The following is a 16,827-nucleotide window of genomic DNA, read 5'->3' on the forward strand; positions in this document are numbered from 1 at the left end:
GAGGCTCGGATCACTTCGCGGACTGTTCTTGCGCGACGCGCTCGGCGACGTGCATCACGCGGAGGATGTTGCGGCCGGCGAGCTTCTTCATTTCGTCGCGTGTCCAGCGGCGGCGCTGCAACTCCGCGAAGAGCGCCGGGTAGCACGAGACGTCCTCGAGTCCCTTGGGCGCATACGTGATGCCGTCGAAGTCCGAGCCGAGTCCGACGTGGTCTTCGCCCGCGACTTTCAGCACATGGTCGAGATGGTCGGCCACGTCGCCCAGCGTGGCGTTCGGCGGTGGCGGGTTGGCCTGACGCCACTCGGCAAGGCCGTCGTCGAGCGCGGAGAAGTTGTCGCCGTGGATTCCCTGCAGGCGCTTCCGCTCGACGCGGAGTTTCTCGGCATACGCGGCGTGGGCGGGCACAAGGTAGCCGGGGAAGAAGTTGATCATGATGACGCCACCGTTTTCGCGGAGGAGGCGAAGCGTCTCGTCGTCCACGTTGCGCGGATGGTCGCAAAGGGCGCGCGCGCTTGAGTGCGAGAAGATGACGGGCGCCTTCGACACCGTCATCGCGGCGAGCATGGTGGGCTTGGAAACGTGCGAGAGATCCACGAGCATGCCGAGGCGGTTCATCTCGCGGACGACGTCCTCGCCAAACGCCGTGAGGCCGCGGGCGCGGGGCTCATCGGTCGCGGCGTCTGCCCAGTCGGTGTTGGCGGCGTGCGTGAGCGACATGTAACGCGCGCCGAGCGCGTGCATCTTGCGGAGGTTGCCGAGCGAGTTGTCAATCGAGTGGCCGCCTTCCATGCCGATGAGCGAGGCGATGCGGCCGGCGCGGTGGATGCGCTCGATGTCGTCGGCTTTGCGGACGAGTTCCAAGGCGTCGGGGTGCTTCGCGCAGAGGCGGTGGACGACATCAATCTGCTCGAATGTGGCGCGCACCGCCGCTTCGCCGCGGAGCGTGACCGGCACGTAAACGGACCAGAATACGCCGCCGACTCCGCCGCGCCGCAAGCGGGGAATGTCGGTGGAGAGCGGGCGCTTCAGCGTTCGCGTGTCGCCCGCGAGATCGATGGCGCCGAGGTCGTTCGCGCGGAGCCGGTATTGCCACGGGATGTCGTTGTGGCCGTCGATGAGCGGGTCTTCGCGGAGAATCTGTCGAAGCCGGGCGTCGGTGGTGTCGCGTGGCTTGTCCGCCGCGACGAGCACGGCGGTGGACGAAACCAGGCAAGCGGCGAACGCCAAAGCCGCGGGCAGGCGACGGTAGGGCATGCGGTTCATCGTGGAGTCGGCGGATTCAAACGCAGGCGCGTGCCGAAGTCAAAGCGTCACACGGTGCCCGCCACTCCGCGCTTCTCATCCGGCGCGGGTCCAGTAGAGTCGGCGCGCGTCCCCCGCCGGCCTGGCGAAGCGCAAGGCTTGACGACCCACGCCTCACAGACGTCGCCATCGCACGACGAGCGCCTCAAGGCGCTAAGGCAATACAACGTCCTCGACACGGCACCGGAGCCGGCATTCGACGACCTGACCCGGCTGGCTTCGCAGGTTTGCGCCGCGCCGATCGCGCTGCTGAGCTTGATGGACGCAGACCGGCACTGGTTCAAGTCCGTCCATGGAATCCCCGCCGAGAAGCTGCCCCGCGAGGTGTCCTTTTGCACGGTGACCGCGTTGCAGCGCGACCTTGTGGTGGTGGCGGACGCGGCGAAGGACGAGCGCTTCGCGAACGACCCGATGGTGGTCGGCGCGCCAACGGTGCGGTTTTACGCGGGCGTGCCGCTCGTCTCGCCGCAGGGTCACGTGCTCGGGACGTTGTGCGTGATGGGGCCGGAGCCGGCCACGCTGACGTTTCACCAATCGTCGGCGCTGCGAAGCCTGAGCCGGCAGGCGATCAGCCAGCTCGAACTGCGCCGCAACATCGCCGAACTGGCGCGGTCCATCGACGGCCACGAGCGCACGGAGGAAGCCCTGCGACAGGCGGAGTCAAAGTATCGGAGCATCTTCGAGAATGTCAGCGAGGGGATTTTCCAGACGTCGCCGGAGGGCAAGTTCATCTCGGCCAACCGGAAGCTCGCGCGGATTTACGGCTTCAGTTCGCCGGAGGAACTCATCGCCTCGTTCAGCGACGTGGCGCGGCAGCTCTACGTGAACCCGGCGCGGCGCTCGGAGTTCATCCGCCTGATGGAGCATCAGGACGAGATCACGGGCTTCGAATCGGAGATCTTCGACCAAAGCGGAAACGTGCTGTGGATCGTCGAGAACGCCCGCGCCGTGCGCGACGCCGCGGGACGCCTGCTTTATTACGAAGGCACGGTCGAGGACATCACCGTGCGCAGGCGCCACGAGGAGGCGCTGCAGCGGTCGGAGGCGCGGTTCCGCTCGATCTGGGAAAACTCGGCCGACGGCATGCGGCTGACGGACAAGGACGGCGTGACGCGCGCGGTGAACCCGGCCTACTGCGAGATGGTCGGCATGAAGCCCGCCGAACTCGAAGGCCGGCCGTTCACGGCGATTTACGGCGAGAACGACCCCGACAATCCCGGCCGGCTGGCGCGCTATCGCGAGCGGTTCCTGCGGCACACCGTCGAGCATCACATGGAGCGGAAGGTCACCTTCCGCAACGGCCGCACGCTCGACGTGGAACTGGGCAACTCCTTCGTGGAAATCGAATCCGGCGTGCCGCTGCTCATGAGCATCTTCCACGACATCACCGAGCGGAAGCGCGCGGAAGAGGCGCTTCGCGACTCGAAGGTGCTCTACCATTCGCTCGTCGAGAACCTTCCGCAAAACATGTTCCGCAAGGACCGGCAGGGGAAGTTTACGTTCGTCAACCCGCGCTTCTGCGAGACGCTTGGCCGCGCGCGCGACGAGATCATCGGCCGCACGGACCACGACTTTTTCCCGCCGGAACTCGCCGCGAAATATCAGCGGGACGACCGCGAGTTGATGGAGCGGCGCCGCCCCTACGACGCGGTCGAGGAGCACCACACCCCCGAACGCGGGCGGTTCTTCGTGCAGGTGATCAAATCCCCGCTCTACGACGCCAAGGGAAACGTCATCGGGGTCCAGGGGATTTTCTGGGACGTGACCGAGCGCAAGGAAATGGAGGAACAGCTTGCGTTCGAGCGCGACCTGCTGCGCTCGCTCTTCGACAACGTCCCGGACCGCATCTACTTCAAGGACACCAAGAGCCGGTTCCTGCGCTGCAGCCTCGCGATGGCGCGCCGGCTCGGGCTCGACGATCCGGACCAGGTGCTCGGCAAGACGGACTTCGACTTTCACCCCGAGGCCAACGCCCGCGAATACTTCGCGGATGAACAGCGGCTCCTGTCCACGGGGCAGCCCATGATCAACAAGGTCGAGCGGCAGACCGCGCAGTCCGGCGAGGAAATCTGGGCCTCCGTCACCAAGGTCCCGCTCCGCAACCGCGCCGGCGAGATCACCGGCATCATCGGCATCTCGCGTGACGTCACTGCGCTCATCCGCACCGAGAAGGAACTCGCCGTCGCGCGCGACGCCGCGATCGAGTCCGCCCGCATCAAGTCGCAATTCCTCGCGGCGGTGAGCCACGAGATTCGCACGCCGATGAACGCCATCGTCGGCATGACCGGGCTGATCCTGGACACCGAACTCTCGCCGCAACAGCAGGACTTCGCGCAGACCATCCGCACCAGCGCCTACGCCCTCCTCAACATCATCAACGACATCCTCGACTTCTCGAAGATCGAGGCAGGCAAGCTCACGTTCGAGTGCATCGACTTCGACCTGCGCGAAGTCGTCGAGAGCACCGTCGAGTTGCTCGCCCAGCGCGCGCACGCAAAGTCCCTCGAACTGGCGTCGCTCGTCCCGGACGAAGTCCCCGTGCTCGTCCGCGGCGACCCGAGCCGCATCCGGCAGGTGCTCATCAACCTCATCGGCAACGCCGTCAAGTTCACCGAGCGCGGCGAGGTGGTCGTCCGCGTGACCAAAGAGCGCGACCTGTCCAACCGCGTCGTCATCCTCTTCGCCGTGAACGACACGGGCATCGGCATACCCGCCGAGGCGCAGGAGAAGATCTTTCAGCCGTTCACCCAGGCCGACGGCTCCACCACGCGGCGATTCGGCGGGTCGGGCCTTGGACTGGCGATCTCGCGGCAGCTGGTGGAATTGATGGGCGGCCAGATCGGCGTCGAGAGCGATCCGGGCCGCGGCTCCACCTTCTGGTTCAGCCTGCCGCTCGAAATCCAGGGCGGCGCCAACAGCGCGCGCGCCGCGGCATCGGGCGACTTGAAGGGACTCCGCGCGCTCATCGCCGACGACAACGCCGCGCAACGGCAGGTGCTCCAGCAGATCACCGCCTCGTTCCAGATGCAGAGCGTGACCGTGCAGGACGGAGACGGCGCGCTCGCCGCGCTTCGTTCCGGGTCGGCCGCCGGGCGGACTTTCGACGTGGTCATCGCGGACCTCCTGATGCCGCGCATGGACGGGCTTGAACTGGCCCGCGCCGTGCGTTCCGAATCCGCGGCGGGCGGTCCGAAGTTTGTGCTGCTCGCGCCGCTCGGCGAGAAACTCGACCCCGCCGCGGTCCAGGCCGCGGGCGTGAACGCCTGCCTGCTCAAGCCCGTGAAGCGCGCGCGCCTCTTCGCCTGCCTCAACGCAGTCCGCACGGGCAGCGCCGGCGAGTTCGCACCAGCCGCCCTGCCCGCACCGGCGGACACCCCGGCGTCCCCGCGGCCGCCCGTCGCGCAAAAGTCCACGCGCATCCTCATCGCGGAGGATCACGCCGTGAACCTCAAGGTCGCGATGCTGCAACTCGAGAAGCTCGGCTATCGCGCCCACGCCGTGGCCAACGGCCGCGACGCGATCGACGCGCACACCCGCGAGCCTTACGAGATCATCCTCATGGACTGCCACATGCCGGTGATGGACGGCTACGAGGCCACGCGACAACTGCGCGAGCGCGAGAAGGCCGCGGTGCAAATGGGCAAGACGAACCCGCCCGTTTACATCGTGGCCTTGACCGCCAACGCCCTGCCCGGGGAGTGCGAACAGTGCCTCGCGGCCGGCATGGACGACTACGTGATCAAACCCGTGGACTTGCTCGAACTCGAAGCCGCCCTCCAGCGCAACCGCGCCCGCGGCCGCCCCGGCAGCCCGGCGGCGGCGTCCGCGGGCGAGGCGCTGGACCTCACGGTCATCAAACACCTGCGCGAACTGCGCGAACCGGGCCAGCCCGATCCCGTGGCCGACTTGATCGGGCTCTTCCTCAACGACGCGCCTGACCGCCTCGCCAAAATGCTCGCTTCCATGATGAAGGGCGACGGCACCGCGCTGCGCGAACTGGCGCACACTCTCAAGGGAAGCGCAAACAACCTCGGCGCCCGGCCCATGGCCGCGCTGTCCGCCGAAGTCGAGCGCCACGCCCAATCCGGCGCGATGACCGAGGCCGCCGTGGTGATGGAAAAGCTCCTGATCGAGTTCGATCGCGTCGAAGCCGTGTTGCTGGAGGAAATGAAAAAGTAGCGGGGCAGCTCCCCGCTTGACTTCGACCTCCGTCGGCGCAGTGTCTGTCGTAGATAACCCGACCATGTTTAAACTTTTTGGAGGCACCACCATGCACAACCCTTCCCGTTTCCCCCCTCGATCGCAACCCGCGTCGTGCGTCTCGCAGGCATCCTTGTTCTCATCGGCCTGCCGTTGTTCGGCCATGCCGGAGATGCCCGGTTCATGGTGACGAGCCACAACGACCTCTACAAGCAGGAGGTCTTCAGCGACACTGGTGCACTCGTAAATCTCTCATTTTCCAAGCTGACGTGGAGCGATTACTCAGGCGGCGAAGCTGAAACTGTCGAAGCCAGCCGCAATGGGCCGAACGACTGGACCGTGACGAGAACTACAAAGACTTGGAACAACCCAACGACCGGCACTTCGCAAAGCTACTCAAAAATGCACGCAACTGGCCCCGCAGACTACGGGGATCCAAGCCCGCCGTCGGAGATTGGGCCGCCAAGTTTTACTTGGGGACGAGTATGGCACACCAACAATTGGACTATGCTGCATATTGAGCAGGGGACAGGACTGATACGGGAATGCCCTGTGATTGGCACGACGAACATTTGGACTGAATTCGCGATGGAGACGGGAGGCGAGTCGGGCTCAACCAATCAAGTCTTGATTCAATTGGGTGCAAGCGTGAATCGGTTCCCAAGTGGTGATCCCGTGCCTTCGACGAACATCAGCATCATGGGCCACCAACTGGACGAGGGCGGAGCCGCCTTCGAAGTGTGGACGGACAACGAGACTATTCCCGGCGCCATCGCCGCTGATTGCACTGACTTCACGTTTTCGGCTGCAGTTCAAGCTGCACGCCATCGCCTGCTTCTGGACGGAACTGACATCACGGGCACGACGCGCAGCTACCTCCCGAATAGCACAAACAAGATTTGGATAGGAACGCGTGTCAATCTCTCTGTCGATGTAACCCAGAATCTGACCCCGATAACAAATTACCTCTGGACGCTGCCGGGGAATAAGATCGTCGAATTCGTCTACGTTCACGCTCCCGGGAGCCCGGGAGGCCCGAGATTCTACGCCGAAACGGAAAAGACCAATGCTACTCAGAGTTTTGCATGGTTCACAGCGAGCACGAATCTGATCAAATGTGAGGTTACTGTAAGGGGTAACAGGAAGTTCTCCGCGACAGCGACGATCGTAGTGTCGCGACCCACAGCCACGGTCACACCGCAAATAGCGCAAACGACGTTTGACGCAATTTATTGGGGAAGTGGCGGGGTCCCACCGGACCAGAACTGGATTCATCTTGGTTCTCACAAACCGGACAATTTGCCGCAAAGTGCTGGGCTTTGGCTCCAAAGGACAATTGGTGGCGAGCTTGCAGCTGGCAAGTGCCAGTGGATTCAAACGGCTTCTCATCTGGAAACAAGGACGACCGCAGCTGGCACCGCGAGTGAACTCTTTTCGGGACTCGATTCGGTCGTTTTGGAAATAAGCGAGGCAGGACGAGCCGCGGAAGGCGCATTTACAGACAGTCCTGGCATGACTTATCGGGCGGCCGACTTGGAGGTCGCGGTGTGGTTCTCTGCTGATACATACCTCCTGTGGACACCCCGCGGCGATGCCAACTTGCCCGCTCCGCTGTGGAAAACAACATGGCATTACGGTGGAAACTTGATTCGCGGCAATGTGAACGCAGTGTTTGACCCATTCTGCTTGACCGAAGGCGTAGACTCGAATGCTGCCTCTACAGAATATCCAACTTGGACACGGCTGACGGATGATCCACCAATCATCCCTTAAGAACCAATGATCGCCGGCTGCAAACTGTCGTTCAAGGGTTCGCTCTGCGTCGGAATATTGTTGGTGCAATATCTAGGCGTCGGCTTCGGAGCGGACGTCGATCCACCGAGGGACGGCTACAAGACCCTCTTCTTCAACGAGCCGTGGGTGGCAAGCATTGACCCGCGTGCAGTGAAGTGGACTGCGGACCGCGAACGAAGAAACTCTCAACTCACCAAAGCGTGGTCCAAACCTGCAACCGAGGACGTAGATGGAAATTGGGGGTTTGAGAATGCCGGCTATCAGGTTTCGCTTCGATTTACCAAAGAGACATTCTCTAGTGAGGAACCTATCGTCGGATTCGCACTCGTCCGAAACCTCAACAATCATGCAGTCCGCGTCCCCACTCGGAACGCCTTCATTGACTTCGAATTCACAGCTGTAGACGCAAATAAGCGCACTGTGACAGAGCGCGCCGAGACGACGGCGCTCCGAAACCGTCAGATCGGGAGAGTAGGCGCCACGAAACTGGAGCCGTTTGAACAGGTCGCCTACGAATTTGACCTGCGGAGGGGGTTCGACTTGACCGTCCCGGGCCAATATTTCGTCTCCGCGTCCCGTCGGGTGGCAACCACGAATCACGAGCCGGTCGTCCTGCGCACCAGTGCCGCAATGTTCCGCATCACAGAGGCCAAAGCTGATGGCGCGACGCGCGCGCCTGAATTCACCCCTTCAGACCTGATTAGAGAAGCTGGGACGAACGCTCCGGCTAACGTCGACCCCTACGGCGGACACCTCCCGAGGATACTTGAAGCTATCGATCGGCAAAGGGCTTTCACCCAGTATGCTCGCGATCTTCGGAGTAATCGCTTGGCAGCAACCTCGGGTCCGAGTGCGAAACCTGCGCCTGAACCAATCCTCGCTGTAGCGGCAGAGGTGAGCGGAGATTCTGATCGAGGCCGTTTCCCAGCCGTTCCTGTATTAGTTGCGATTGCCATCGGATTGGGTCTGGTGCTTTTCACGGTTTTGCGCGCAATGCGGCGTCAAAGACACCACGCTTCAAACGGTAATCTCGACGAATGAGATCGGGCACGGGGCGCTCGCCTTTTCGTTGCCGGTCGTCGTCTTGACCACCACCACCAGCGACACGCTGCTTCCGGGTTGAGTGAGCCCGAAGGTGCTGATGAACTCCCGAGGCGCGTTCGGCGCGTTGTTCGCGATCACGACCGCGTCCCCGGAAAGGGGTGGCACCCATGACTCATTCCGATGCCAGAATCCTGCTGGTGGACGACGGCCCGTCGCGCCTTTGACTTCGCGCGGCCTGCGGACTAGCGTTCCGCGCATGGAAGCCTTGCACGCGCCGTGGCGCATCCAATACATCCTCGCGCCGAAAGACGCCGCGGCGCAGGACTCCCTTTTCGCGCGCCTCGCGGCGTCAAGCGACGACCTGGCAAACCTCGTCATCGTCCGCGACCGCACGTGCTTTGCGGTGCTCAACCGTTATCCCTACAACGGCGGCCACGTGATGGTCGTGCCCTACAAGCAGGTGCCCGACTTCAACGGCCTGACCGACGGCGAGCTTGCCGACCTCTGGCTGCTCGCGCGCCGGTGTCAGAACGCGCTCGCGCGCGTGATGAAGCCGGACGGATTCAACATCGGCGTCAATCTCGGAACCTGCGCCGGCGCCGGCATCGCCGCGCATCTGCACGTCCACATCGTGCCCCGGTGGAACGGCGACACGAACTTCATGCCCGTGCTCGGCCAGACCAGCGTCGTGCCGCAGGCGCTCGAGGAACTTGCCGGCCAACTCCGCTTCGCACTTGCATGACCGAGATTCCAAATCCCGCCCGCAAGGGCTATCCGGTTCATTCCACACTCCGCACTCCGCGCTTTGCATTCCCCCATGCCCACTGAGACCCTCCATTACGAAAACGCGCGGCAGGCGCAGCAGCTCTTCAATCACGACGCGAAAAATCTCAAGTCCATCGAGAACGAACTCGGCGTGAAGGCCACGGCGCGCGAGGGCTGGATCAGCCTCGAAGGCGCGGAGGAATCGGTGCTCCGCGCCAAGCAGCTCTTCATGCACCTCGAGCACGCGCTGCTCTCCGGCGCGCCCGTCGGCAACCGCGAGTTCGCCGCCGCGCTCCACGTCGTGAAGCACGACGGCATCGCCGCGCTCAGGAGCCTGCACGACGACAAGATCCTCACCTCGGCGCGAAAGGCGCAAGTCGCCCCGAAGACCGTCGGTCAGAAACAGTATCTCGCCGCGATCAAGGCACACGACATCACGTTCGGCGTCGGTCCCGCGGGCACGGGCAAGACCTACCTCGCCATGGCGATGGCCGTCTCCGCGCTCCGCGAGGGCAAGGCGTCGCGCATCATCCTGACACGCCCCGCGGTCGAGGCAGGCGAGGCGCTCGGGTTTCTTCCCGGCGACTTGCAGGAGAAACTCACGCCGTATCTCCGCCCGCTGCACGACGCGCTGCACGACATGCTTCCCGCCGAGGAAATCCAGAAACACATGGAGCGGGCCACCATCGAAATCGCGCCGCTCGCCTACATGCGCGGCCGCACGCTCAACCACGCGTTCATCATCTTCGACGAGGCGCAAAACTCCACCGCCGAGCAGATGCTCATGTTTCTCACCCGTCTCGGCCACTCGTCCAAGGCCGTCATCACCGGCGACCCGACGCAAATCGACCTGCCCGGCCACAAGCACTCCGGCCTCCTCGAGGCCCTCCGCGCGTTGCGCGCCATCGACGGCATCCGCATCGTTGAGTTCCAGAAGCGCGATGTCGTCCGCCACCCGCTCGTGCAGCGCATCATCGCCGCTTACGAGGAACATCGCGGCGGGGCGCCCAAAGCCTGACCCGCGCCGCGCCCCGTGGAATGAGCGCCACCTTGCCTTCCGAATCGTCGCGCGCCGCGTTCGCCATCCTCAACCGCCAGCGCCTCCGGCGTGTGGACACCCGCCTGCTTCGCCGGGTCGTCCGCGCGCTGCTTCACGATCTCGCGCAGTGTCGTGACTACGAGTTGGCCATCCACCTCGTCGGCGCCGTCGAGATGGCGCGCGTCAATGAACGATTCCTCCGGCACACGGGCTCGACGGATGTCATCACCTTCGAACACCCCGGTTCGCGTCCCGCGGCGTTGCGCGGCGAACTCTTCATCTGCCTCGCCGATGCGATCGCGCAGGCGCGTGTGTTCCGCACCTCGTGGCAATCCGAGCTCGTCCGCTACATCGCCCACGGCATCCTGCACCTGCGCGGCTTCGACGACCACTCCGCGACCGGCCGGCGCCGGATGAAGCGCGAGGAAAACCGCCTCGTGCGCGAACTTTCGCGCCGCTTCCCATTCGCCGCACTCGCAAGACCGACCGCGACATCGTGAGCTCCGAAACCGCCACCGGCCTGATCCTTCGCACGCGCCCGCTCACCGAGACGAGCCTCATCGTGCACTGGCTCACGACCGCGCAGGGCCGGGTGGCGACGGTTGCAAAGGGGGCGCGCCGGCCGAAATCCACCTTCCGCGGCAAGCTCGACCTGTTCTATCTCGCGGACTTCAGCTTCGCGCGCAGCCGGCGGTCCGAGTTGCACACGCTGCGCGAGGTGAGCCTGCGCGACACGCACCCGCACCTTCGCGAAAACCTGCACATTCTCCAGCAAGCCGCCTACTGCGCCGCGCTCATCGAGCAGACCACGGAGATGGACACGCCGCTGCCCGGGTGTTTCGACCTGATGCAGGGGTTCGTCGCGGAACTGGACCGCGTCGCCCCGCAACCCCGCACGGTGCTCGCGTTCGAGTTGAAACTCCTCGACCTGCTCGGCCTCAAGCCCGCCGCGGCCGAGTCGAGCCTCTCCGCCGGAAGCCGGCTCATCCTCGAGCGCCTCGCGCGCGACGACTGGCCCGCGCTCTCGCCCCTGAAACTGTCAGCCGCGCAGGTTCACGAACTGCGCCAATTCCTCCACGGGTTCCTGATCTACCACCTCGGCAAGTTCCCCGCCGGCCGCGCCGCGGCACTCGCGGACGGTTGAGGCGCTCCTGGAAATGCCAGACCCGGCAATTAGTCTCGCCAAATCCGCGGGTGACGAATCAAATCCACGACCGACACGCTCCCAACGTCCCGCCATGCGCACGCCTGCCCGACTCCTCCTGCTGGCCGCCGGGGCGCTAGTCTGCGCGCCCTGCTTCGCCCCTGCCGCGCCCGCGCCCGTGCCCGTGGGTGTCGCGAAGGTCGACATCACGCCGGACTTTCCCGTGCGGCTCAGCGGCTATGGCAACCGGCGCACGGAGTCGGACGGCGTCGAGCAGCGCATTTTTGTGAAGGCGCTCGTCATCGGCTCCGACGCGGACGGCCCCGCGCTGCTGCTCACCGTGGACAACTGCGGCGTGCCCGGCTCGATGCGCGAGGAACTCATCCGCCGCCTCGCCACGAAATCGAAGGTCACCGCCGGACACGTCGCCATCTGCTCCTCGCACACGCACTCCGCGCCGATGCTCGCGGGTGTGCTGCCGAACTTGTTCAGCATGGACATCCCGGCCGGGCACCGACCGAACCTCGAGCGCTACACGCGCGAGCTTGCCGACAAGCTCGAACAAGCCGCGCTCGCCGCGCTGAATGCCCGCGAACCGGCGCAGCTCGCGTTCGCGCAGGGCAAGGCCGGCTTCGCGAAGAACCGCCGCAATCCGGCCGGGCCCGTGGACCACGACGTGCCGTTGCTCCGCGTGACCTCGCCCGACGGCAGGCTCCGCGCCGTGCTCGCGAACTACGCCTGCCACTGCACGACGCTCGGCGGCGACTTCAACAAAGTCTGCGGCGACTGGGCTTCCTTCGCCGGCGACTTCATTGAGCGCGACCATCCCGGCGCGACCGCGCTCATTGCGATCGGTTGCGGCGCGGACTCGAATCCGCAGCCACGCGGCACGCTCGACCTCGCGACGCAACACGGCGCGGAACTCGCCGCCGAGGTGAAGCGCCTCCTGGCCGGGAACTTCAAGCCCGTCGGCGGCCGCGTCACCGCGCGCACGAAGCGCATCGAGCTGCCCTTCGCGCCACTGCCCACGCGCGCCGAATGGGAGGCGCTCGCCGCGGGAAAGGCCGCGCCCGCCGCGTATCACGCGAAGCAGAACCTCGCGCGCCTCGACCGCGGCGAAAAGATTCCCACGCACCTGCCGTATCTCGTCGCCGCGTGGAGCTTCGGCGGCGACCTCGCGATGGTCTTCCTGCCCGGCGAGGTCGTGGTGGATTATTCGCTGCGGCTCAAGGAGGAGTTCGACCCGCGCCGCCTGTGGGTGAACGGCTACGCGAACGACGTGCCGTGCTACATCCCGTCCCGGCGCGTGCTCACCGAAGGCGGCTACGAGGGCGGCGGCGCGATGGTCTATTACGACCGGCCGACCCGCTTCGCGCCCGGGGTCGAGGACCTCATCATCGGCGCGGTGCGCGAGCTGGTGCCGGAGGAATTCCTGCTCACGGCGAAACAAGCCGAGTTCCCGCCGCCGCGCACCGCGGGCGAATCGCTCGGCTACTTCAAGACCAAGCCCGGCCTCGACATCGAGCTTGTCGCAGCCGAACCGCTCGTGCTCGACCCCGTGGCGATTGACTGGGGCACGGACGGCAAGCTTTGGGTCGTCGAGATGCGCGACTATCCGATGGGCATGGACGGCCACTGGAAACCCGGCGGCCGCGTGCGCCTGCTCGAATCCACGAAAGGCGACGGCCGCTTCGACAAGGCGACCGTGTTCCTCGACGGCCTGCCGTTCCCGACCGGTATCACCGCGTGGGGCAAGGGCGTGCTCGTCTGCGCCGCGCCGGACATTATCTTCGCCGAGGACACCAACGGCGACGGCGTCGCCGACCGCGTCGAGAAAGTGTTCACCGGTTTCATCACGGACAATTATCAGGCGCGCGTGAACTCGCTCAGCCTCGGGCTCGATAATTGGATCTACGGCGCGAACGGATCGCGCGGCGGCGTGATCGTCGGCACGGCTTCGAGCCACGCGTTCACCGGCAGGCCCGCCACCGCAAGCGTGGACATCCGCGGCCGCGACTTCCGCGTCAATCCGTTCACCGGCGTGTTCGAGCCCGTCAGCGGCCTGACGCAGCAGGGCCGCGTGCGCGACGATTTCGGAAACTGGTTCGGCTGCAACAACAGCCAGCTGCTGCTGAACTTCCCGCTCGCCGACCACTACATCCGCCGGAACCCGCTCGTGCCCGCGCCGAATCCGGCCGTCAGTGTCCCCTACTACAACGACTCCGACCGCCTCTACCCCATCAGCCGCCTGCTCGCGCGCTTCAACAATCCCGACTCAGCCAACCGCACCACGAGCGCATGCGGCCTCGGGCTGTATCGCGACGACCTGCTCGGCTCGACCTTTTCCGGCAATGCCTTCATCTGCGAGCCGGTGCATAACCTGGTCCACCGTCTCCGCCTCGAACCGGCGGGCACGACGTGGAGCGGTTTCCGCGCGGACGACGAGAAGGCGTCCGAGTTCCTCGCCTCGCGCGACAACTGGTTCCGTCCCGCGCAAGTCCGCACCGGACCCGATGGTGCGCTGTGGATCGTGGACATGTATCGCTACCTCATCGAGCACCCGCGCTGGGTTCCTCCCGGGCGCATGGCGGAGATTGACGCCCGCGCCGGCGCCGACGCGGGCCGCATCTATCGCATCGTGCCACGCGGGAAGAAACTGCGCCCCGTCGTGGACCTCACGAGGCTCGCGACGCCGCAACTCGTCGCCGCGCTCGACACGCCCAACGGCACGACGCGCGACCTCGTGCATCAGCAACTGTTGCTGCGCCGCGATGCCGCCGCCGTCTCGCCCCTCGAAGAACTCATCGGCCGCACCCCAAACCCCGCCGTGCAGGTGCAGGGCCTCGCCATCCTCGACGGGCTCGGCGAACTCTCGCGCGACCTGCTCGGCAAGGCGCTCGGCGCGGCCGACCCGCGCGTCCGCCGCGAAGCCGTCCGCCTCGCCGAGCCGCAGCGCATGAAGTCGCCGCCCGTCATTGCCGCGCTGTTGCGGCTCGTGGACGATCCCGACCCCGGCGTGCGCTTCCAACTCGCGCTGAGCCTCGGCGAATGGGACGACGACCGCGCCGCCGCCGCGCTTGGCCGCCTTGCGAAACAGAGCTTCGACGACGGCTGGTTGCGCGCGGCGCTGGTGACATCGGCCACACGCGACCCATTCGCGGTGATGAAGTCTGTCATCGAGGAGAAGTCCACCACACCCGCGCGCAACGAACTGCTCGCGCAGCTCACATCCACGGCCGCCGGCTCCATCGGCTCGTCGCCGGAACGCACGAAACAACTCGCCGATGCGCTCGGCTTGCGCGCGGGTGAATCGCCGGAGGAGTGGCAGCTCGTCGCGTTCAGCCAGTTCCTCGAACGACTCAGCCGGCCCACGAGCACGGGGCGGAGCGCCGCGTTGCACGCGGCCGAACAGTCAAAGCTCGTGGCCGGACTCGCCGCTTCACTCGCGCCCGCCGCCCGCAAACTGCTTGCGGACGGCAAGGCGACGGGCGAGTCGCGGCTCGCGGCACTTCGCTACCTCGGCCGCGATCCAACGCAACACGAGGCGGACTCGGCCGCGCTGCGCTCCCTGCTTGAGCCGGGCGCCGCGCCCGCGCTCCAACAGGCGGCAGTCTCCAGCCTCGGCCGCATCGGAGCCGCGGACGTGCCCGGGCTCTTTCTCACGTCGTGGCCGCGCGCGACCCCGACACTTCGCAGCGCGATGCTCGCCGCGCTGCTGGCCCGGGCGGACTGGACGGTCGCGTTGCTCGACGCCGTGGAGAAGGGCGTCGTTTCCGCCGGCGACGTGCCGGTGCAATCGCGTCAACAACTGGCGGCAAGCCCGGACAGTTCGGTTGCCGGCCGCGCCGCGAAGCTGGTGCCCGTGGCGCGCGTCTCGCGCGCCGAGGCGCTCGCGAAGTTCGCCGAAGTGCCCAAGCTCAAGGGCGACCCGGTCAAGGGCACGGCCATCTTCGACAAGCAGTGCGCGCAGTGCCACGAGATGCTCCGCGGCCACGGCCACGCGGTCGGCCCCGGCCTCACCGCGCTGTCCGACAAGAGCCCGCAGGATTTCCTCGTGGCCATCCTCGACCCGAATGCCGCCATTGAACCACGGTTCACCGCTTACTTTGTCGAGGCGAAAGACGGCCGCTCGTTCAGCGGGGTCATCACCGGCGAGACGGCGACGGGCCTGACCGTGATGCAGGCGGGTGGATTGAAGGAAACGCTGTTGCGCTCGGACATCGCGAGCATCCGCGCCTCGGAAATTTCGCTCATGCCCGAGGGACTCGAAGGGATGCTCACGCCGGAGGAGATGGCGGACCTCATCGCGTTCCTCAAAGCCGGCCGTGAGCGGTGACACTGCGCAACGTGAACACCAACGGCGAGCCCGCGCTCGTCGTGAAGATCGCGAGGCCGTCGCCACCCCGCGAGCTGTCCCACGCGATGCCCCGGCGCAACTTCGGCTTGTTCACCGGCCTTGTTCCCTGCCAAGGTTGCCGTCATGAGAATGGCCCCCGTCCATCTGCTTGCCCCGTCCCTCTTGATCACCGCCACCGTGGCGCGGGCCGCCGTCGCGGACGTTCCTGCCATTCCTCCCACGGCGGCCAATGTCGCCTACGCTGCGCCGGCGCATGAGCGGCAAGTGCTCGACATCTACGCGCCACCGGGCGCGAAAAACCTGCCCGTGGTTTTTTGGATCCACGGTGGCGGCTGGCAGGCGGGCGACAAGAGGAGCGTTCAACTCAAGCCGCAGACCTTCGTCGCGAAAGGCTTCGTGTTTGTGTCCACCAATTACCGGCTCCTGCCGGATGTCGAGATGCGGACGATTTTTCAGGACGTTGCAAAGTCGCTTGGCTGGGTGCACAAGCACATCGCGAAGCACGGCGGCGATCCGAACCGGATCCTCGTGATGGGCCACTCGGCCGGCGCGCAACTCGCCGCGCTGATGTGCACGGACGACCGCTACCTCAAGGCCGAGGGCGTGCCCTTCTCCGCGCTCAAGGGCTGCGTGCCCGTGGACGGCGACACTTACGACATCCCCGCCATGATCGACACCGCCGAGACGCGCCTGCGCGTCCACGGCATGCCGATGCCGAAATACGGCCATCGCCTCAAGTTCGGCAACGACGCGGCGCTGCACCGGGATTACTCCGCCGTCACGCACGCGACAAAGGGCAGGGGCATTCCGCCGTTCCTCATCCTTTACGTCGCCGACCATCCGGACAATTCAGCGCAGGCCCGCCGCTTCGAGTCCGTGCTCAAGGAGGCGGGTGTCACCGCGAAGGCCTTCGGCGGGCGCGAGACCAATCACACGCGCATCAACGCCGAACTCGGCGTGACCGATGACAGCCCCACCAAGGAGTTGTTCGCGTTCGTGGGCGAGTGCTTGAAGAAATAGCGCCGTCGTCGAATGAAAGGTTGCTTTGCGTTCTCCTGTGCGCTCGTTGCGCTCGCGTGCGGCCAATCCCAAGTCTCCGCCGCGCCTGCCAGGCCGAACATCATCCTCATCCTCGCCGACGACCTCGGCTATGGGGACGTGCAGTGCTACAACCCGCAACG

The 16,827-nt window shown here is 65.7% G+C and carries 11 protein-coding genes; 9 read left to right on the forward strand and 2 right to left on the reverse strand.

The features are described 5' to 3' along the window. Positions 1-10: 10 nt before the first annotated feature. Complete coding sequence (locus FJ386_04260; GenBank protein MBM3875919.1) at positions 11-1,264, reverse strand: membrane dipeptidase; 1,254 nt, start codon at positions 1,262-1,264, stop codon at positions 11-13. A 30-nt stretch (positions 1,265-1,294) separates the two neighbouring features. On the opposite strand from FJ386_04260, the gene FJ386_04265 reads away from it, so the two are divergent. The 3 genes from FJ386_04265 (at position 1,295) to FJ386_04275 (ending at position 8,338) form a co-directional block, all read left to right on the forward strand. Continuing rightward, positions 1,295-5,482, forward strand: a complete 4,188-nt coding sequence (locus FJ386_04265) for a PAS domain S-box protein (GenBank protein MBM3875920.1) — start codon at positions 1,295-1,297, stop codon at positions 5,480-5,482. A gap of 135 nt (positions 5,483-5,617) precedes the next feature. After that, positions 5,618-7,276 (forward strand): hypothetical protein, encoded by a 1,659-nt coding sequence (locus FJ386_04270; GenBank protein MBM3875921.1) that lies wholly within the window; start codon positions 5,618-5,620, stop codon positions 7,274-7,276. Positions 7,277-7,282: 6 nt separating this feature from the next. Then, positions 7,283-8,338: a hypothetical protein gene (locus FJ386_04275; protein ID MBM3875922.1), complete on the forward strand. Its 1,056-nt coding sequence runs from the start codon at positions 7,283-7,285 to the stop codon at positions 8,336-8,338. Here FJ386_04275 and FJ386_04280 read toward each other — a convergent pair. Continuing rightward, positions 8,315-8,506, reverse strand: a complete 192-nt coding sequence (locus tag FJ386_04280; protein ID MBM3875923.1) for a hypothetical protein — start codon at positions 8,504-8,506, stop codon at positions 8,315-8,317. The two genes, FJ386_04275 and FJ386_04280, sit on opposite strands and share 24 nt — an antisense overlap. 91 nt (positions 8,507-8,597) lie before the next feature. Between FJ386_04280 and FJ386_04285 the strand changes: the two genes are divergently transcribed. From FJ386_04285 to FJ386_04310, 6 genes are all read left to right on the forward strand, one after another. Further along, the gene (locus FJ386_04285; protein MBM3875924.1) at positions 8,598-9,083 is read left to right on the forward strand and encodes an HIT domain-containing protein; all 486 of its coding nucleotides are present in this window, start codon (positions 8,598-8,600) and stop codon (positions 9,081-9,083) included. Between the two features lie 75 nt (positions 9,084-9,158). After that, positions 9,159-10,124, forward strand: a complete 966-nt coding sequence (locus FJ386_04290) for a PhoH family protein (GenBank protein ID MBM3875925.1) — start codon at positions 9,159-9,161, stop codon at positions 10,122-10,124. Between the two features lie 20 nt (positions 10,125-10,144). Next, on the forward strand, positions 10,145-10,645 hold the full coding sequence (gene ybeY / locus FJ386_04295; protein MBM3875926.1) for an rRNA maturation RNase YbeY: 501 nt from the start codon (positions 10,145-10,147) through the stop codon (positions 10,643-10,645). Beyond that, positions 10,471-11,289, forward strand: a complete 819-nt coding sequence (gene recO / locus FJ386_04300; protein ID MBM3875927.1) for a DNA repair protein RecO — start codon at positions 10,471-10,473, stop codon at positions 11,287-11,289. The genes ybeY and recO overlap by 175 nt, the downstream gene beginning before the upstream one ends. A 13-nt stretch (positions 11,290-11,302) precedes the next feature. Then, on the forward strand, positions 11,303-15,625 hold the full coding sequence (locus FJ386_04305) for a c-type cytochrome (GenBank protein ID MBM3875928.1): 4,323 nt from the start codon (positions 11,303-11,305) through the stop codon (positions 15,623-15,625). 165 nt (positions 15,626-15,790) lie between these two features. Beyond that, positions 15,791-16,666, forward strand: coding sequence for an alpha/beta hydrolase (locus tag FJ386_04310; protein ID MBM3875929.1), 876 nt, complete (start codon positions 15,791-15,793; stop codon positions 16,664-16,666). Positions 16,667-16,827: the final 161 nt, after the last annotated feature.

Source organism: Verrucomicrobiota bacterium (genome assembly GCA_016871675.1).
Lineage (GTDB): Bacteria > Verrucomicrobiota > Verrucomicrobiia > Limisphaerales > VHCN01 > VHCN01.